A 19,728-nucleotide genomic window follows, 5' to 3' on the forward strand; every position below is an offset into this window, starting at 1 on the left:
TCCACCTCATAAAATGAGAAGAAGATTATTCTTCTTCCCCTAACAATTACTTAATTTTCGCTAATACACCTTTACCACCACGGTAAAACATTTCATAGTTCACTTTGACACCATCGTCTAGATCAATTTCAATCTCTTCGTTGGCTAATTCGGCTAAACGTTTATCAAACTCTCGTAGCTCATCCATTTTCTTTTCAAAAGAAACTTTTTCTACTGTTAGCTTTTTCTTCTCACTTGCTGATAAGTTGGGATTCACTAATCGGTTTTCTAAATCAGAAATTTCATTTTGATACTTCGATTGTATTTCTTGTAAATGTTCAAAACGAATAGTAGCCATTGTGTCCGGTTGGTAACGGTGCATATAAATCAGTGTACGTAATCCCTTTTGTTTTCCAGAATCCACTAGCCAGTATATTGGACGCTTTTGATACATTTTACAATGATCTACAAAGAACTCATCTAAGAAATATCGACGTAAACGAGCCTCTGCATCCTCACCTTTTTTCATTTCAAGTGCTTCTGCTAGCCATTGAATATTTTCATCTACAGTATCTGAAGAAAAAGCAACAGCTAAGAAATCACGAAGACGAAGAATAACGTCATTTTCGAAATAATGTGATTCAGTAAAGTGAATAACTCCATTGGTATGTGGTTTAAAAAGAGTATACTCTCTATCATCCCATTTACCACCAGCAAATATGAGACCTTTACTATTTAATGAATAGCGTCCGGTTAAACAACCTATAAAGAATGATAAAAGATTTTGTGATTCTTCTTTTCTATTAATTTCATGGATTCCTAAGACACTTTCTTCATCTTTAGGGGAAAGTTCCTCCTGTAAACCATATATCTCAATAAATATCCTATTAATTTCCTCTTCATTTTCATAAAGCTTTTTGACATTTGAAATCTTATCCTGAGAATATTCTTTATAAATATCTTTCAATAAATTTTTTCCATTTTTGAATTCTAACAGAACATTTCGAGAATAATTAAATGAAATTTCATTTGAATCCCAATCAGATTTCATAAAAGTTATATTCTCATCTACTTTTTTGCCTATAATTTCAATAATTTGATTGTCTGTTTCAATTAACGGTAGAGAAGAAATGTTTCCCACTTGAAAATTCATTGTTGGATTCAAAATAGTAAGTAGATACGTACATACACTACTATTTAAAAAACCTAAAATATATTTCAAATTTTTTTCGTCTGTAAAAAGGGATAAACCTGCCACATCAAACATAAATCCTTCTGGAAAATATCTTACTGAAATTTTACCTGAACTTACTTTAGACCACGTCAAAAATTCTCTAAAATAATACTCCACACTACCAATGCCTATACTAGAAGTTCTAGTAGAATTTAAATATTTATTATAATCTCTAATTTCACTTCCATCATTCTCCCAATTAATAATATATTCTTGGTTACCATACCATTTTCTAAATTGTCCCCCCTTATTGTAAGGGAACCATTTTTTTAATGAACTTATAGACTCATTGTTATTTTTTATTCCGAATCCAATTTTATTAAAATTAACTTCATGCCAAAATCTTAAAAAGCGGTTATTGTCAGATGTTTGAAGTCCTGTGCAGGCTTCTGCATATGATTCTAATGGTTTTATATTTTTAAAAATCTCTCTTATATTTTTGTTACTCCAATATGCTATCGGCGACCCTGTAATTAAATTAAAATGTTCTTGATTAGTAGTATATCTGTTTAATTTCGACTTAAAAGTAGAAATTTTAGAATCTACTCCTTTAATATCAGTTAAGCGAATATACACTCCTTCATATTCTTTAATCATTTGTTTTTTCAAAACAAATGATGTAGTCTGTACCACTTCTCCACCAATATCTTCAAATCCACCAGTACCAATATGCACCATAGTATCAATAGTGCTTTTATTAAGTAACTTTCTTCTAAGTTTTTCGTACCTACTAAGAAACATCCATGATTGTTGGGTAACAAGTGCTGCAAACCCATTAACCTTGACTATACTAAATATTTTTTCCAGAAAAACTGCATAAAGATCTGATTTTGAATTAGGATAATTTTCTTTCACAAAATAATATAAATTATTATTCATTGAACTGAATCCCATATAAGGAGGATTCATTACAACAACATCATATTTATTTTGTATAATTTTCGTTTGTTGAATTAATAATGGCAGTAATTCTTTTGTGATTTCATGTTGTTCTGCGTAAAGTAAATCTTCTACAGGATTATTTTGAATATGTTCTAAGCGTTCTTGAATAAATGTGATATCCCGTTCTGTAATATTAATTAAAGAACCATACGTTTTGGCATTTTCATATTGTTCAAAGAAAGTCTTTACTTGGTTAAATCGCTCTCCCTTCTCTTCCTGTGCAACATACGCAATCACACTGTCCGGAATATAATTCGTTTCTTGTATGGATGCTAAATTCAACTGAATACCTTCTCGTTCAACACTTCTCAAAAAACGACGAGAATACGAAGATGCCTTCATTACAACTGTAAATGCTGCCAATTGATACGCGCGGTCATCAATATCTAATCCATATAAATTGTTTTCTATGATTAATCGTGGAATATCACGTTCTGGATACCCGCACTTTTCATAAATCTGATGGAATACTTCAAACGCATAAACTAAAATATGGCCACTTCCCATTGCTGGATCAAGTAGCTTAATATCCTCTACTCTTAACTCTTTATTCACATATGGAGCAATTTTCTCGTGAAAATCCTCTTCTTCATGCTTTATGAAATATTCCCAATTACTGATTAAATCTTCATCTTCTCGATGCGATTCGGTCCAGTAGCGTCCAAGTGAGTTCTGTACCATATACTGTACGATCCACTTCGGTGTAAAGAGCTGTGTTGCAAAAGGAATTTCCTCTTTTTTATATTTGCTTTTTTGCGCAAATACTCGGTTCTTTTCTTCCGCGATGTAATATTGATACAACCAACCAATCACTTCAATTTCTTCAAAACTATTCGTTAATTCATCATTTTGAACAAGTACCTTAATGACTGATTCTGCATCTAGTAAAAAGTCTGGTAGTAAAAGCTCTGTATAATCTTGAATTTGTTCAAATAAGAATGGCAAAATACTGTTTAATGCATTACATTGTGCAATAAATAACTTGCGATATGCGCTTTCTGTATCTCCGACATGTAATAATTCACGAATTTCTTCTTGTTTTACTGGTAAATCCATTGTTTCATATTCAAATAAAATATCAGGATCTACCCGTCCTACACTACTTGACAATACATTTACCTTTTCAGGTAAATAATCGTGTACTTCCATATAGCGGATTGCAATTATACGGTTAAACCATGTATAGGCAACCTCTTCAACTAACTGCTTATAACCTTTTTGTTTAAGCTGACTCTTTAATGAGTTGAATGCTGGTTTCATATAAAGGGGATATGGCTTATCATTAATCATTAATTGCCCAAATTGTTCTTGAATTTCTAATTCATTCTTTTCATCAATACCGTACATTAGTGCCTTTGTTTTTACTTGATCGATTAATTGACGACGTGATTGAATAGCAAAGTTTTTCAATTCCGTTTTGTTCACTTTTTCCACCTCATTACAACAAAGGAAGGGAAAGTCCCTTCCAATGCCTATAATTCAATTTTTAATGTATTTTCTTTTAGTTCTTTTAATAACTGTGTTCGTAACTCTGCAAGTACAGCATCTAAGTCAGACTGTGTTTCGATGCTTGTATGTGAAATCATGTTTTTTAATTCGCTTGAAGAAATAATTTTTGTTCCTTTTTCACGTACAACCGTAACAGGTGTGTCTGGTGTAGGCGGTTTTAATTGTACTAATTCTTTTTCTTTACGTTTTGCTTCTTCTTGAATGGTTTCTGTTACTGTACGTAGTTTCGTCAAATTCATTTGAATCGTGATTAGACTATTACTATTAAGAATTTCTTGTTGCAACATTTTGAAATTCTGCATTTTATCAATTATTAATTCCGTAATGATTTCATTATTTGAATAATAATCTTTTAAATCATCTATCTTTTTCTCTAATTGTGTAATTTGACTTGCAAGACCTTGTTTTTGTTCTGTTACTTCTTCTTGAATTGCTTGATCAAGTTTTTCAATTAAACTAGGCAATTGCGGAATCTCACTATATGGTGATGCTTTGGTTAAAATGTCGGTAATATTTTTCTTTAGCAGGTTTACCTTTTGTGATTGTGTATAACGTAAATCATTTTGAACTTGATTTAAAAACGATACTGCTTCATCAAACCGTTCAATTGGTGCTTTTAAATAGAAACCAACTAACTGTTCAATCGCTTCTTGCCAATCGTATAAATCATCCTCGGCATCAATAAATGCCTTAACAAGTTGTTCTGGTTCCCGAATTTGTGTTAATCGAAGTATATCGATTTTTAAAGAACTAATCTTTGTTCCTTCAGGATAAGTAAACTCAGCAGATAGTGTTTTCTTTCGACGTTCATCCATCTCATCTAGTGGTTCGATAAAATACTTCTGTAATGCCGATTTAATAGCATTCGCGAACTCTTGATAAGAATCTCCAATATCCATTCGTCCGAATAAATCCTTGTATAATCCAGTGAATTCACGACGCACTTTTGGATCTACTTCAATCTCAGGAATCACACGTATTTTATCTCGCTCTGTTGTTCGAGCAAGTTTATCATAAAATTGAGTTGAACTTGTTGGCGTAAAGTGTTCATCTGCAATCATTAACTTTACTTTACCGGAGTGCATTAAAGCTAGGACAATGCCGATTGTATCGTAGTCACTCCAGCCATAAGGAACCTGATTATATTTATCAATAACATCCTTTAACGATGGTTTTTGATGCATTCGAATGAGTTCATCTAAATAGTGTAATACCTCGTTATAAGCTTTTACATTACCTATTTCGCCTAGTAAATCATTTGAAATACCTTTCTCAGCTAGGATTCTCCATTGTTCTTTGAATGTTTTCATTTGGATTGGTTCATCAATGTATTCTAAATACTTGTACGTGTTTTGGATTAACATATCGAAGGCGTCTGATACTTGCTTTTCAAAACTGCCTCGGAATGTACGCTCCTGCATTTGAATGAAAATTGTTGCTTCTTCACAAGCTTTTTTTAATAATTCTTCTGCCTTTACCTCGTAGTCACCAATACTCTCCATTTTCGCGTCATAAATACGATGTTGCGCCTGTGTTGTACTTGGATTACGTTTTAAATTCACATAACGGCGGATCTGTTCAGAAATACGAATGGCTTCTTCTGCCTCGGCAATTAATTCCTCATTTAAATAAATAACCATTTGCCCTTCTACTGCCTGTAAAGCAGCTTCTGTAGGGGTTAACCCACCCGTAATGACTTGCATTGTTAACGGATATTTCATATTTGTTTTTGCATAATTATCAAAACGTTTATTGTAATCAAAAAGCATTCCCTTTTGATAGTTATATTTAGCATTTGGATACATTTTCTCAAAAAATGTATCGCCCAATCTTTCTTTAATCTTGATAGCATTAACATCAACATTACGAATTTCTTTATTTATTTCTTGCTCTTCATCTGATAAAAATGAATATGTTCCATCTGCGTGCTTTTCAATAAACATCGTTTGCTCTAGACGGTTTAACGATTCTTTAATTACAAGTTCATTTTTTTCAGACTGAATACTTTCTAATAAAAGTGTTGAAATATTATTGGGTGTTGCTTTAATGTGGTCTATTCCTTTAATCAAATACAATACTTTTAATACATCAACATCATATTCAACAAGACCTTCTGAGTTTTTTGCACGGTTTTCAGCTCTCGAAATCGTCTGTACGATAGCTGATTCTAAATGTTGACGAATAGTTGGATAAAACTCCGCCATCGTTACTAAATTACCTAACTCTTCATGGCCATTGTATATCGCTGCTTCTTGGAAAGCTTTTAATAATGAACGTTCCCCTCTTGAAGCGTAGGAACTTCCTTCACCATGTATACCAATTTTCTCTAATACTGCTTGCAATAAATCCACTTGATAAGGTACAAATGGATATGTTTCGACAAACTCATTTGTTGAACGATAGCCTGAGCGATATTGTGTTCGATCTTTATCAAAAGAAAGACGATTACGAATTAATTGCTCATTCGGTTCAAAAATGGACTCTAATGTTTTCGAAGCCGTTTCTGTCTTTTCTAATAAACGGCGTTTTAAAACTTCGTCTGTATCTGAACTAGATAAGTTTATTCGCGTTTCAAATCTTCCTTGAATTTTCGAAAAGTCTTTTGTATTAGCTGCATTCATATTAGAAACGTCTTTAATCTTTTCCTGAGAAGTTACCGCAATCCATGCTTGTCCCATCGCAGCAGCACCAATTTCTTCTACCGCGTTTTGTAAATCAAGCATCAAGTTATTATCTGTACCGATATATTGACCCACTTCATCAATTAAAAAAATTAAGCGATAATCAGGTCCTTTTGACTTACAATATTGTGCAACAAGCTCCCCTAACTGAACGGCTGAAATAGAAAATTCTTTTTGTGCTGATTTTACTAGGAAATCCGCTGTTTCTTGTTCATAGCCAATTTCACAAAGTACAGCAATAATTTTTGCATATCTCAAGCGGAATTTAGTACGAAAATCCTGCCATTTTTCGTTATACAATTCTTCAATTTCCGAACAAAAAGCATCGTATTTTTGGTCACTTGCTAATTGTCGTTCAAAATCTGCTACCCACAGCGTATTGGAATATCCGAGATGTTCATTAAAAATACGTAAGATAATTTCGATAATACTCTCTTTCGTTCCACGTGCTGCACTTGCTCCAGCTTCAGAACCTACATTAAATAACAATGCATCTGAAGGTTTTGATTCTATCCGAGACATTGCATCTAAAAGTACAGTATCAGAAATTTTATCTTTAAAGTATTCAAATGGTGTTTTTCCCCCTACTTTCTTACCATCCAATAAGTAAGATAATATTTTAAGGAAATGTGATTTACCGGAACCGAAGAAACCAGAAATCCACACACCAACATTTTTGGTTGGATTTGAATATGCTTTCTCATAATTTTTATAAAACCCTTTTAAGCTATCTAAAATTTCTGCTGTGACAACGTATTCTTCTAATTCTGTTTGTATTGTTTTTTCATCAATTTGACCTGCTTGTACAACACCATTAATTGGTCTATCAATTTTCTTCTCAAAAATCTCTTGAATAATCATTATTCATACTCCTTATGAAATCCTTGTAATTTGGTATTCATCTTCATGTCGGAATTTGTTAAATAGGCGTAAATCTACTCCAGAAAAATACCCCGGATAAAATAATATAAGCGGTGTTCTAAATGCATGGTTAGATAATTTTTTAAGTAGATGACTGGAGCGAATAAATGGATGTACTGCTCCTACACCTGTTATAAAAATCAATTCCGTATTATCCGCTTTTTCAATGAATGCGTTCACCAACAAATCTTGATCTTCTAAAACAGTTTGAATCGCTTGAGAAAGCTCCACATAGCCTTCTTCTTCAGCAATATTGATTAGTTCTTCTAGATCTTCTTCGAATAAACTAATAAGAAATTCAAAAAGATTGATTTCTTTAATATTTAATGGAGTTCTTCTTAATAATCCCTCAACATATGTACGTACTGTTAATTCATCTTCAGCTGGATAATCAAAAACAAAATGTGGAATTTCACTGCCAATCCCTTTTGGTGTCGTAAACCCTTCTTCATTTATACGTTCTTCCATTTGTTCTAATCGTTTATATATGGTCACTCTTAACCACCTGCCTTTAATGTTATTAATGCTTTTAACAAAACGTCCTGTTCTTCAGCATACTGTTTAAGAGCTTGACTCACATGTAAAGGAGAGACTTTATACTCATCTTCTACTAATTCAATCATACCACTTTCTCTGTAAAATAATAGAAGTGTACTATTGATTTTCTTTTTTGTAGCTATATGCCAATTTGCGATTTTCTCTGATTGCTGTTCCTTTTCTTCCATGTAAAAGCTCATATCTGAAACCTGTAAAGTTCCATTCTTATGTTGATATCGATAAACAATCAATTCATAAAAATTTTCGTAAGCATATCGATAACATTTAAGGAAGCTATATAATAATAGTACTTTTTGATCAGAATTAGTGCCATTGAAATAGTATTCAGATAATGTTGGATATAATGTCTTTGCTCTGCGATAAACCATTTGAAATCTTTTACTAATAGCCGACTCACTTCTTAACAAGAAAACATTATCCTCAATTACTTTACTTCTTATTTCTTTGCGGCTAAAACCTTTGTGAAGTTGGTCTAAAACATATTCCACTTCCTGTCGGAACCATCCTTCGCTCGTAAAACCAGCTGAATATTCCATTAAAAATCCCTCGTTTCAAAATCACTAGGTAAATCGTATCTATAATTTCCATTTTATATGAATCGCCTTATTATTTAATAATCAAATCAAGCGGAAGTTCTCACTTCTTAACTTGTTTATATTAAATTTGTTTACACCAATAGTACTTTTTAAATAAGTTCCTTTTCTATAATTTTCTCTGCCCTTTTTTTCTTTTTAGCTCGTACAAGCGTAGATACTGAAATCCCAGTCATATCTTCAACTTGTTTATACGAATGATTTTCTAGTAATGATAAGGCATGATTAATTTGCTGCCTTGAAAATTTTTTTGGCCTTCCCTCTCGGAAATCAGGATTCTGCTTGGCCAACATTTTTCCTTCTTGGGTTCGTTCTACAATCATATCTCTTTCAAACTCAGCAAAGGCTGAAAAAATCGTAAAAATTAGACGACCGGTTGGTGTATTTTCAATAATGCCCATATTTAGTACATGGACTTTAATATTCCTATTAAAGAAATCTTTAATGATTTCTACAGCATCTTGCGTACTCCGAGCAAAGCGGTCTAATTTTGTAACTACCAATGTGTCTCCTTCTTGCAAGAGATTTATTAATTTTTGAAATTCTTCCCGCTTTTTATTTGTGCCAGTATATATTTCAGAAAAAATTTGATCGCAGTTTTCCTTTTCTAATTGTTGCAGCTGTACTTCTAAATCCTGATGGATTGTACTTACCCTAGCGTAACCATATTTCAATAAAATCACCTCTTTACACCAGTTTAAAGCACATATTTTTGAACATAAGTATTGATTATGCTTACCACCCTTATTTTACAGTATTAGAAATTCATGTTCAATACTTTGGAGTTTTGAGCAATTCTATTGATCAAGTAGAATCCTTTTCACTATAATTCAGCAAAAAAATAGGACTGAAAAGGCTTCAGTCCATAAGGTAGTTATGCTTCTTTTTTCTTCACTTTGTAAAATAAACTACCAATAAAACCAATTAAACCTCCCAATGAGAGAATAAGAAATGGAAATGTAAAACCATGAGTAATTATATTGTACATCCCGCTAAAAAATAGAAGAAGGCAGCTAATTATACTAATAAGATATCTTATCAATTGTTTTCCCCCTTAACTATTTGTTCTAGCTTAGATTATTTAGTGAATGATTTGTTATGATTTTTCTCCACGGTAAGTGAACCACTTATTGAAACAGTCACTTTTCAAGGGAGGTGATTTTAATTCAAAACTTCTATTGAGAAAACATTATTTTTCTCAAAATCAGTTATTATTTCCGGAGACAATAGTAATCTCAATTGTTCTTTAGTGGCCCACTTGAAACTAGAATGTTCCTTAGATAGAATAGCATTACTACTATCACTACTACATAGATAAGTCAAAATAACAACTTGTCTTGTTGGATCAGTTTTGAAGGTAGTAGCATATAAAAGTTTCTCTACTGTAACAGATAATCCTACTTCTTCTTTAATTTCTCGTAAGAGTGCAGATTCTAAATCTTCTCCAAACTCTATTTTTCCACCAACACATTCCCAAGTTCCGCCGCCGATTTTATCTTCTTTAGTACGTTGAACTATTAATACCCTGCCTTCATATACAATAACACCTTTAACAGCAACAACTATTTTATTTGAACTTTTCATTCTTCATACTCCTGTTTATATTCTGATCTCGGTTAGAAACTATGGGGCAAAATTTTGCACAACATCTCTGATAAACATAATTCCACCAATAGTAAGCAGAAACAGTATAACAGCTAAAGCTAGGGCTAACTTTTTATTGTTTCTCTTTATAACAATTAGAATGATTAATACCATAACAACTAAGAAAAATAGTAAAAAATACATATTCGCCCCCCGTCCCCCTCTTAATTTATAAAAAGAAATCATAGAATTGTTATTTTAGAGCTGTAAATAAATAATCCACCCCGCTACACTGTGAACCGTTAGGGTGGACTATTATGCTCTAAATCCACAATGGCACAGCCATTTGGATAGCAAGGGGTTTTATCCCTTACTTTCCTCATTTTAACATTTTATATCACACTTTTCATCTTATAAAGAGTATCTTTACAGTCGATATATGCGAATATAAATTTCCATTATACATCCATAAAAGTAACTCAAAGAAATAAAAAAGAATCACCCCTATTATTTCTTACTTTCATTTTTAAAAAAATCTGAAAATAAAAACTTTTTATCCCCTATTAAAATATATAAAATCCGAAAGTATCATGTTTCAGCTAGATCAGAAAGCCGGCTGAAAATCTAGCCACCAAACTTAAATGGAGGCTAATTTAAAAATGAAAGTAGAAAGAATTTATTCTGGAGAAATTACAATAGATAAAATATTAAAGGAATTATTAAACACACAAATTGATAACCTTATTAAAATTCAGTCAAACAATATTGATCCGAATCACGATTTTGCTAAAGGAAGTGAAAGATCATGAGATTCGCAATGGCAAATGATATAAATAATGACAAAGCTAATAAAATACTTGAAGATTATCTATCAGGAAAGCCTTTGCGGGTTGCTGTAATAATAAGGGTATCTACTACTAAAGAGGAACAAAAAACATCTCTTGCAAACCAAGAGAAATTATTTAAGCAAATGATTGAGGAAAAAGGATGGATCTTATATGACTTCTATGCTGACGTCAAATCTGGTACAAAATACAATAGAAAAGGCCTAGATCAATTAATTCAAGATGCTAAGGATGAAAAATTTGATTTAATTTTATCTAAAGAACTTTCACGTTTAGCAAGAAACGTACCACTTTCTTACAAATTAAAAGATATAATTAGCAAAAATAATATTCATATCAAAACACTTGATGGGGCAATCGACACTTTAAATAAAAATCAAGATAACTTCGGATTATACGCTTGGCTTTATCAAAAAGAATCTCAGAATACCAGTGATAGAATTAAACAAGCACTTCGAACTAATGCAAAAGATGGCGAATTCATAGGTTCACTAGCCCCGTATGGATACTATGTAAAAAATAAAACTCTATATATAAGAAACGACAATACGCCTGAAATTGTTAGACGTATTTTTCGAGAGTATATAGAGGGTCGCGGATTTGATGCTATTGCAAGAAATTTATATAACGAAGGAATCCCCACACCATCTCAAATTAGTGAAAAAATTAATGCTAGCGATAAATGGCATGGCTCGACCATCAAGAAAATATTAATGAATCCTCATTATATTGGGATGCTAGTTCAATGTAGAGATACAAAACCATCAGTAATTGATGAACGGAAAAAAGTACAAGAAAAAGATTATGCAATTAAAGAAAATACGCATGAGGCAATAGTGTCTCCTGAAATTTATTGGGCTGCACAAGATTTAATCATTTCTAGAAGCCGTACAAGACCACAGCAGGAAAAACATTTTTTCACTAATACAATTTTTTGTGAAGATTGTGGTAGAGGAATGCATTATAAAAAAAATAGAAAAGGGTATGTATGCGGTAATTATAATAAGCATGGTGAAAAAGCTTGCACACCTCACTATATTAAAGAGGATCAAATAATTAATGTCATCTTGAATGATTTATCAAAAGTTTCTTTACAAATGAAATTAGAAGACAAGTTTGATATCATTAAAAGGAAAATTAATAAGAAGATTGCCAACGAAACTAAAGAAATAGCTCGTGCGGAAAGAGAATTAACAACTTTGAAGAAAGATATCATAAAACTAACAAAAGACTTCTCAAAAAGGAAAATTCGTCCAGAGGCTTATAAATTAACAATCAAAGATATAGAAGAAGATATCAATAAAATCGAAAAGAAAAAAATTGAACTAGAACTCAAAATTTCTAATACTAAGCAAAAAATCAATATCGATAAAATTCAAGCTGAAATTAATGATTATATAAAATTTGATCAACTAACTTCCGAATTAATACACTTGCTTATTAATAGAATTGAAGTAAAAGAGTATGGTGATATTAAAATATATTATCGTGTATCCGATAAATCATTTATGAATTAAATAAATCAATTATTAGATCCACTCGTTATCGCTTGTTATAGAGATTCGAGTGGTTTTTTATTTTCAGCTATAACGCCCATTATCTAAATTGACGGAATACAAATACGTAATTATGATTACTATACACCACTACATCTCATGAAAAACGAAAGGACAGAAATTTCATGAGATGCGCTATAGTTGTACGAGTTTCTACAGGACGTATAGAACAAGAGTCTTCATTAGAAAATCAGCAAAGAATGTTTTACAAATATGTTGCTGATAACGGTTGGGATATTTACGACTTTTACATTGACCAAAAGTCTGGTACAACCGAAAAACGTGAAGGCCTTCAAAGGCTGTTTGAAGATGGTATTCATGGGAAATACGATATTATTTTAGCTAAAGAGCTATCTAGGTTGGCCAGAAATGTTTCATTAGCATATAAAATAAAAGATATGGTTGAGCAGCATAACTTAGATTTGATCACATTAGATGGTGCAATCAATACTCTTGAAAAAAAGGGGAATATGTTTGGTTTATACGCTTGGATCTATGAGCTTGAATCACAAAACACTAGCGAACGCTTAAAGCTCATGTTTAAAACGAAAGCACAGATGGCTGAATTTAATGGTTCTAATCCTCCGTATGGTTATGAAGTCGTAGATAAGAAACTAAAAGTTCGTAACGATTCATCACCGGATATAGTTAGAAGGATTTTTTCAGAATATATAGCTGGAAAAGGTTTTGATGCAATTGCAAAGGGATTATATAACGAGGGGGTCACTAGTCCCTCGCAGCTTGCCCGCAAAAAGAACGCTACTGACAAATGGCACGGTTCTTCAATAAGAAAAATTCTCGAAAATCCTCACTATACTGGGACACTACAACAATGCAGAGAATATAGACCGAGTGTTACCAGTAAAAGAAGAAGGTCAGTTAATGAGGAAAACCAAATAATTATTGAAAAAAGCCACGAACCAATCATACCTTTAGAAGACTTTCTTATTGTACAAGAGATTTTAAAAACTAGAAAAAGAAGGAGACCTCAAGCTGAAGTACATCTCTTTACAAATACTGCGGTTTGCAAAGATTGCAGGAAGTCAATGCATTTTAAAAAGAATCGAAAAGGTTATATTTGTGGAAGTTATAATAAACATGGTTTAAAAGCATGTAGTGATCATTACGTAAGTGAAATAGATTTAACTGATAAAGTAATAACCAACCTAAATAAGATATATTTGAAATTCAGTAAGGAAAATTATTTTAAAGAATTAAGTGAAAAAGCGTTAAAGTATAAAGAAAAAATCGAATCTAAGATAATCGAAATTAATGAAAAATTAAACGATAAAAAGAGAGATAAATCCAATTTAGTTATCTCTCTTGCTAATGGTGTTATATCTAAAGAAGATTATCAATTAGCCATAAATATCACCAATGAAGACATTTCAAATTTTGAAACTACCCTTCACCAACTATCTAAGGAGCTAGAATTTCAAAAGATTGAAAAAGAAATAATTGATTTTAAAAAGAGCTTAGATAAATTCATGAAGGAAGGTACACTTACCCCTGAAATGCTTCATTTGTTAGTAGATGAAATAGAAGTACATGCAAATGGAACCATTGAAATCAATTATCGTTTTAGAGAACCAACAGTTCCATCCGCATAGAATTTTTAATACTATTTACTCTTTTAATTTTATCAACGCACAGCACTCCACATGCGTAGTCTGCGGAAACATATCCACCGGCTGCACTTCAACCGTCCGATACCCGCCATCCTCCAACACCCGCAAATCCCTTGCCAATGTCGCCGGATTACATGAGACATACACAACCTTCTTCGGTTTCATATCAATGATTGTTTGCAACAAGGTTTCGTCACAGCCTTTTCGCGGTGGATCAACGACTAGTACATCTGCGACGATTCCATCTTCATACCACTGCGGAATTACTTTTTCAGCTTCACCAACGGCAAACTCCACATTTGTTATTCCATTTAGTTCTGCGTTTCGTCTAGCGTCTTCGATGGCTTCGGGGACGATTTCAACCCCGTATACTTTTTTTGCCTTTTCCGTGAGGAAGAGTGAGATTGTACCAATGCCGCAATATGCGTCAATGACGGTCTCCTCGCCTGTTAGGTTGGCATATTTTAATGCTTGGTCGTAGAGGACCTTCGTTTGTTCAGGATTTACTTGGTAAAAAGATCTAGCTGAGATGGCGAATTTGATATTGCCAATATAATCGTAAATGACTTCTTCTCCCCAGAGTACTTTTGTTTCATCCCCAAAGATGACGTTCGTTCGTTTCGGATTAATATTTTGTACTACGGATTTCACATCAGGCAGCTTGGAAGTGATTTCTTCAATGATTGCTTTCTTATTTGGAAGCTCTGCCGTACGGGTAATAAGGACAATCATAATTTCGCCTGTTTTCATACCATAGCGGGCCATAATATGGCGCAGTGTTCCTTTATGTGTTTGTTCACTATAAGCACGAACCCCGTAGCGATCACAGATTTCTTTTACCGTTTGAACGACTACGTCATTTTTTTCTTGCTGGATGAGACAGGCTTCCATATCAATAATGTCATGGCTGCGGTTTTGATAAAATCCAGCGATGAGTCCTCCTTCACGTTCACCAACTGGAACTTGCGCTTTATTGCGGTAACGCCATGGATTCTCCATTCCGAGAACAGGATGAACAACGACATCTTCTAGCTTTCCGATTCTTTGCAGCACGTCTTGTACTTGTTTGCGCTTTGCTTTCAACTGTCCTGAATAGCTTAGGTGTTGGAGCTGGCACCCGCCACACTCCTTATAGATTGGGCAATCCGGTTCGACTCTGTCGGGACTTGCTTCGTACAATTCGATTAAACGTCCGAATCCATAGCCTTTATTTACTTTTATTACTTTTACTTTCGCTTTTTCGCCTGGTAAACCATTGGGAACAAAAATTGGGTAGCCATCGACCTTGGCCACACCATTTCCGTCATGGGTTAAATCAACAAATGTAACATCTATATAATCATTCTTTTGAACGGGTAGCTGAATTTTCATGTATTTCTTCCTTTACTTTAAACCGATTTATATAATGAAACGATTGTATCACACTATTGTTTTCTTTGCGAAGTCATAGGACTAGGAATAACCTTTACAAAAGGCTCTATTCTGAAAGATTGTTGCTTTTCTTTAAACACGAAATAATATTAAAAACTGTTGAGTGGATTGGAGCGGAAGGAGCTTGACTCCTGCGGGACATAGAGGAAAGGTCGAGACCCCACAGGCGCGAAGCGTCGAGGAGGCTCGACTTCCTCCCCGCGGAAAGCAAGCTCCTGCAGCGGAAAGGAACGGGCAATTGTTTATTTCCTCACAAACTATAAGAAAATAGCCTTACAAAAAACAAACCAGATTTCTAAAAAAGAAAACTGGTTTATCACAAGCGATTTTGTTATATAAGCTTCTGCCCGCAGTTCGGACAGAAATTTGCTTCCCCCGTTTTGGTTCCACAATTAGGGCAGAAGTTTGGTTTCTTTTGTCCATCAACCTGTGCCTGCGGCTGTGAAGGGGCTTGATTAGACTGATTTTGATTCGTCTGATTCGACTGATTCATTTGGTTCATCATTTGATTGGCCACATTCATTCCCATCATCATTCCAGCCATATCTGATGCAGTACCGCTACCGGACATTTTACCAGAAGCCATCCCATCAATCATGGAAATTTGCTGATAACGATCAACATTCCCAACCATTCCAAACGACGCGTTTTTTGTAATCATATCTTGAATTTCTTTTGGATAATTGAAACTCATAACGTTGAAACCGGTAATTGATAAGCCGATATCAATGAGCTGCATATCTAAGTCCTCTTGAATCCCTTTTGAAATTTCAAAGGAGTTGGCCTGAAGGTTGAACATATCCTTGCCTTCTCTTGCGATCCATTTCATCAATAACTGATCAAGGATGGACGTGATTCGTGTCCTCACATCTTCAACTAAGTATTGTTCCTTTACACCAGCGATTTTATCGATTAAGGCAATATAATCGTTTACCTTAAAATTAAATGTGCCATTCGCACGGATTGGAATTCCGCCTGGAAGTCCCGGTGCTGGCATATTAATTGCATTTTTGGTTCCCCATTTTACATTAAATTCCTTCGTGTTTATAAAAAGGACTTCTACACGCATTCCGCTATTAAAGCCAAACTTGAAACCCTTCAAGGTCGATAGGAAAGGAATGATTTGCGATTCGATATCATATTCGCCATCATCTTGAAATACACCTTCAATTTTTCCATTGTTTAGGAAAATCGCATCTTGGCCTGGACGAATGATTAATCGACTTCCCTTCTTAATTTCGCGATTTCTCCATTTATAGAAAATCATATCATCTCTGAATTCTTCCCATTCTACTACATTAGCAAATTGGTTTCTAAAAATAGACACCTAGCATCTGCTCCTTTCTACTTTTATTACATAGTTAAAACTTGCCACTGCTGCCACTATGAGAATGGCCCCCTCTGGAAATTCCGCCTCCACCACTGTTATTATTATTAGATGGTTTTTTCTGTTTGGTCACGGTTTGTCTAACAAAACGATCAGACTTATTAATGATTCTCGATTGATTACTATTCAAATAGGTATGCGAATTTACAGTAACTCTTCCCCCGGTACGGTAGGCCATCAGACCAACAATAACACCTGCGAGACCTATAGCAACAATCAACTGAAACCACCATTTAAACACTAGATTGTCTGGACTTATCCCCGGTCTATATCCCATATACTCATGAGATAGAGTAATAAATGACGAGAATGCTTTGAAATAATCCCCACTTGATAAAAAAGGTGTTATTTTTTTCCGAATAGAATCAAGCCGATTATTGCCTAAATAGTCCTCTGCCTTTTTATATCCCTCTAAATGAACATCTCTATTTTTCATATCAAGGAATAATATCGCTGTATTTCCATGAGGCTTATCATATCCTGGGGCTTTTTCATCGTAAAAGTCCTCTACGTATTGAACGAAGTTTTTTCCTTCTGTTCCATTGACAGTGATGATGAGAAAAGCTGTGTTTCTTTCCTTGCTCAATTTACTCGATAATGCCTCTAACTCTGCCTTTTCTTCTTTCGTTAACAATTTTGCATCATCATACACGAATTGTTTTTGATTAAGTGATTCAGCCTGCGCTGTTATTCTAGGTAAAAATAACACAAAAATGATGGACAATAGCATAAAGAAATAGCTTATTTTTCTCACTTTACTCACCAAAAGCCACCTCCCATAAATAAGGAGAAACATTTTAAGGCAAGAAAGGTTCCACTGGCAATTCCGCCAAACCACATAGCCACTTTCCCCTTACTAGTAGGTGGTTTTCCAACGACTTTTCCTGTCTGTCCATTCATCGCAAAAGTATGCTCAGATTTATTATAATCATAGCTGACCATCCATACAGGGAGAAGCACATAATCACTTTTCACATTTCTCGTATCAACTTGCTTATTTCTATAGCTTACGGAATGATAGCCGGAAAAAGTAGAACTAACATAAGAGTCAATATATCCGCTAATTTTATCCTTCGCCCGAGGAAGCAATTCTTCATCCGAATAATTATATCTTTCAGCAATATAACCCGCTAAGTATGGGGTTTTAAAATCCTTTAGCTGCTCATATGGATAAGGCTCCAGCTTATCCATTAACTCATCATTCATTTTCTCAGACGCATCAACAGGGATTTTTACATAATCAAGATTCAAATCTCGAAAAGCATCATAATATTTCGTTTCCGTATAAATATAGTCTCCTCTTGTATATGTTCGGACCTTCGTACAAACTGCATCAACTTGCACCTTACTATTTAAGTCAAATAGCCAAAATGGCACATACATTCCTGTGATACTTTTAATTCGATCCGCGTTCATAAATCCTTTAGGAGTAAGAAGCCCTTTTCTGCACCATTTCTTAAAAGCTTCTCTAGCCTCTTCCTTACTAATTGTAAACGGAATAACCTTTGCAGGTGCAAGATGACCTGATAAGCGATCTGCTATAACTACACCAGCACCGCAAAAACTGCAGCTTGTCGCTACAGTTTCTGTTTCGGTAATTAACACCGCTCCACAATTCTCACAATGGTATTCCTTTGCCTCGTCTTCGGAAAATCTTGATTCGATTAGTTCTTCTGGGTAATTTTCAATTGTTTCTTGGTTCCCACAGCTTTCACAGGACAATTTTCCGGATTCACTGTCAAACCCCATGTCACTGCCACAGCTCGGGCATTTATAATGAAGTATCACGTTTTACTCACCTCGTATTTATCAAGCAAAGGTTATAATGGATAGTTGTTCAGCACTGAATAAAACCGTTTTGAGTCAATCCCTCTCCAAAAAGGAGTTATCCATTATTCTTTATTCTCTCCTTCAACGCAGCTAATTCATTATCTACATTGGGAGAATCGTCGTATTTAGCGGTTAAATCCTCAATATCATCCTTTGGACCAGCATTCAATTCAGCCATCGCATTTGCTTCATCTAAAGCACGATTCACTTTCTCTTCCATTCGTCCAAAAGCTGAAATTGAATGGCCAGAATCTGCCGCGGATGACCCTAGCTTATTTATCCGTTCTTGTGTTTTAGCAACTGACCATTTTGCCTTTAACATACTTCTTCTTGATTCTAGTTCACCAATATCTGCAACAAGTTTATCGTGCATCTGCTTCATCTGCAGTGAATTAGAAGATGCCAATTGATAAGAGGCTTGTAACTCCGTAGATTTCGTTCCTAATGAACCCTTCTTTTCTAGAAACTTTCTCGCATCGCCTTCATTACCCGCTTCTAATGCTTTTACGGCATAGCGTTCCATCTTCTCCATTTCTTCCTGACACTCAGTCAACGCCCTTTTTGACCGCTGCTCTTCCGCCATAACTGACGCCGTTTCTGATTTTACCTTTCCTAAATCCCTATTTAAATTTCTTAAATATTGATCGATCATTTTCTCTGGATTTTCCGCCTTATCTAATAATGCGTTAATATTGCTGGACATAATATCTTTAAATCTTGTAATAATACTCATCTTATGTGATTCCTCCTTATTCTTTATCATCAATTTTAAAATTTCACTATCTACTATCATAGCTGATTGCTTTACATAATCTGCACTCTATCCTTTACCTATGCAATACCATCTTCATAAAGAACAGATAAAACTTTTATTAATACTATATACTGAGTTTCTTTAAAAAAAGTTTCATTTTTTCACTTGGACAAAACGATTACGAAACTTTACAAACTTGAAATTAACTTTCACCTTTATATACCAAAACTACGAAAAGATGTTTTAATCAAACGATTGATTAATTATCTAATCCCAGTTATATCATGGCATTGCCC

General features: G+C 34.0%; 15 protein-coding genes and 1 pseudogene. 4 read left to right on the plus strand and 12 right to left on the minus strand.

Annotation, left to right across the window (positions count from 1 at the left end; all coding sequences use genetic code 11):
* Positions 1-46: 46 nt before the first annotated feature.
* The 7 genes from pglX to I5776_RS19120 all read right to left on the minus strand — a co-directional run bounded on the left by pglX (position 47) and on the right by I5776_RS19120 (position 10,001).
* Positions 47-3,580 (minus strand): BREX-1 system adenine-specific DNA-methyltransferase PglX, encoded by a 3,534-nt coding sequence (gene pglX, locus I5776_RS19090; protein ID WP_202778094.1) that lies wholly within the window; start codon positions 3,578-3,580, stop codon positions 47-49.
* 47 nt (positions 3,581-3,627) lie between these two features.
* Complete coding sequence (gene brxC, locus I5776_RS19095; protein ID WP_202778095.1) at positions 3,628-7,206, minus strand: BREX system P-loop protein BrxC; 3,579 nt, start codon at positions 7,204-7,206, stop codon at positions 3,628-3,630.
* 12 nt (positions 7,207-7,218) lie between these two features.
* Positions 7,219-7,761 (minus strand): DUF1788 domain-containing protein, encoded by a 543-nt coding sequence (locus I5776_RS19100; RefSeq protein WP_246483846.1) that lies wholly within the window; start codon positions 7,759-7,761, stop codon positions 7,219-7,221.
* Between the two features lie 2 nt (positions 7,762-7,763).
* The gene (locus I5776_RS19105; protein ID WP_202778096.1) at positions 7,764-8,360 is read right to left on the minus strand and encodes a BrxA family protein; all 597 of its coding nucleotides are present in this window, start codon (positions 8,358-8,360) and stop codon (positions 7,764-7,766) included.
* A gap of 149 nt (positions 8,361-8,509) precedes the next feature.
* Positions 8,510-9,091 (minus strand): recombinase family protein, encoded by a 582-nt coding sequence (locus I5776_RS19110; protein ID WP_202780868.1) that lies wholly within the window; start codon positions 9,089-9,091, stop codon positions 8,510-8,512.
* Positions 9,092-9,291: 200 nt separating this feature from the next.
* Positions 9,292-9,459, minus strand: coding sequence for a hypothetical protein (locus I5776_RS19115; RefSeq protein ID WP_202778097.1), 168 nt, complete (start codon positions 9,457-9,459; stop codon positions 9,292-9,294).
* Between the two features lie 119 nt (positions 9,460-9,578).
* Entirely contained in the window at positions 9,579-10,001 is a 423-nt protein-coding gene (locus I5776_RS19120; RefSeq protein WP_202778098.1) for an NUDIX hydrolase, read from the minus strand.
* A 659-nt stretch (positions 10,002-10,660) separates the two neighbouring features.
* On the opposite strand from I5776_RS19120, the gene I5776_RS19125 reads away from it, so the two are divergent.
* The 4 genes and pseudogenes from I5776_RS19125 to I5776_RS19135 all read left to right on the plus strand — a co-directional run bounded on the left by I5776_RS19125 (position 10,661) and on the right by I5776_RS19135 (position 14,012).
* Positions 10,661-10,810 (plus strand): hypothetical protein, encoded by a 150-nt coding sequence (locus tag I5776_RS19125; protein WP_202778099.1) that lies wholly within the window; start codon positions 10,661-10,663, stop codon positions 10,808-10,810.
* 8 nt (positions 10,811-10,818) lie between these two features.
* On the plus strand, positions 10,819-12,363 hold the full coding sequence (locus I5776_RS19130; RefSeq protein ID WP_246483847.1) for a recombinase family protein: 1,545 nt from the start codon (positions 10,819-10,821) through the stop codon (positions 12,361-12,363).
* Positions 12,364-12,527: 164 nt separating this feature from the next.
* Positions 12,528-12,902: pseudogene (locus I5776_RS21525) on the plus strand (recombinase family protein); the annotation flags it as partial.
* Between the two features lie 57 nt (positions 12,903-12,959).
* Entirely contained in the window at positions 12,960-14,012 is a 1,053-nt protein-coding gene (locus tag I5776_RS19135) for a recombinase family protein (protein WP_246484023.1), read from the plus strand.
* A gap of 15 nt (positions 14,013-14,027) precedes the next feature.
* Here the strand turns inward: I5776_RS19135 and rlmD are convergent, their stop codons facing one another.
* The 5 genes from rlmD to I5776_RS19160 form a co-directional block, all read right to left on the minus strand.
* Positions 14,028-15,401 carry a 23S rRNA (uracil(1939)-C(5))-methyltransferase RlmD gene (gene rlmD, locus I5776_RS19140; protein WP_202778102.1) on the minus strand — a complete coding sequence of 458 codons (1,374 nt, stop codon included), beginning with the start codon at positions 15,399-15,401 and terminating at the stop codon, positions 14,028-14,030.
* A 391-nt stretch (positions 15,402-15,792) separates the two neighbouring features.
* Positions 15,793-16,788 (minus strand): SPFH domain-containing protein, encoded by a 996-nt coding sequence (locus tag I5776_RS19145; RefSeq protein WP_202778103.1) that lies wholly within the window; start codon positions 16,786-16,788, stop codon positions 15,793-15,795.
* Positions 16,789-16,822: 34 nt separating this feature from the next.
* Positions 16,823-17,611 carry a TPM domain-containing protein gene (locus I5776_RS19150; protein ID WP_246483848.1) on the minus strand — a complete coding sequence of 263 codons (789 nt, stop codon included), beginning with the start codon at positions 17,609-17,611 and terminating at the stop codon, positions 16,823-16,825.
* Positions 17,608-18,636, minus strand: a complete 1,029-nt coding sequence (locus I5776_RS19155; protein WP_108070033.1) for a TFIIB-type zinc ribbon-containing protein — start codon at positions 18,634-18,636, stop codon at positions 17,608-17,610. Before I5776_RS19155 ends, I5776_RS19150 begins: the two co-directional genes overlap by 4 nt.
* A gap of 97 nt (positions 18,637-18,733) precedes the next feature.
* Positions 18,734-19,411 (minus strand): PspA/IM30 family protein, encoded by a 678-nt coding sequence (locus tag I5776_RS19160; RefSeq protein ID WP_202778104.1) that lies wholly within the window; start codon positions 19,409-19,411, stop codon positions 18,734-18,736.
* Positions 19,412-19,728: the final 317 nt, after the last annotated feature.

Source organism: Heyndrickxia vini (assembly GCF_016772275.1).
Lineage (GTDB): Bacteria > Bacillota > Bacilli > Bacillales > Bacillaceae_C > Heyndrickxia > Heyndrickxia vini.

Bases quoted from the DNA above. Each gene is read 5' to 3' on its own strand.
- brxC (WP_202778095.1), bottom strand. From the start codon at position 7,206: ATGATTATTCAAGAGATTTTTGAGAAGAAAATTGATAGACCAATTAAT.
- I5776_RS19105 (WP_202778096.1), bottom strand. From the start codon at position 8,360: ATGGAATATTCAGCTGGTTTTACGAGCGAAGGATGGTTCCGACAGGAA.
- I5776_RS19120 (WP_202778098.1), bottom strand. From the start codon at position 10,001: ATGAAAAGTTCAAATAAAATAGTTGTTGCTGTTAAAGGTGTTATTGTA.
- I5776_RS19125 (WP_202778099.1), top strand. From the start codon at position 10,661: ATGAAAGTAGAAAGAATTTATTCTGGAGAAATTACAATAGATAAAATA.
- I5776_RS19130 (WP_246483847.1), top strand. From the start codon at position 10,819: ATGGCAAATGATATAAATAATGACAAAGCTAATAAAATACTTGAAGAT.
- I5776_RS19135 (WP_246484023.1), top strand. From the start codon at position 12,960: ATGGCTGAATTTAATGGTTCTAATCCTCCGTATGGTTATGAAGTCGTA.
- rlmD (WP_202778102.1), bottom strand. From the start codon at position 15,401: ATGAAAATTCAGCTACCCGTTCAAAAGAATGATTATATAGATGTTACA.
- I5776_RS19160 (WP_202778104.1), bottom strand. From the start codon at position 19,411: ATGAGTATTATTACAAGATTTAAAGATATTATGTCCAGCAATATTAAC.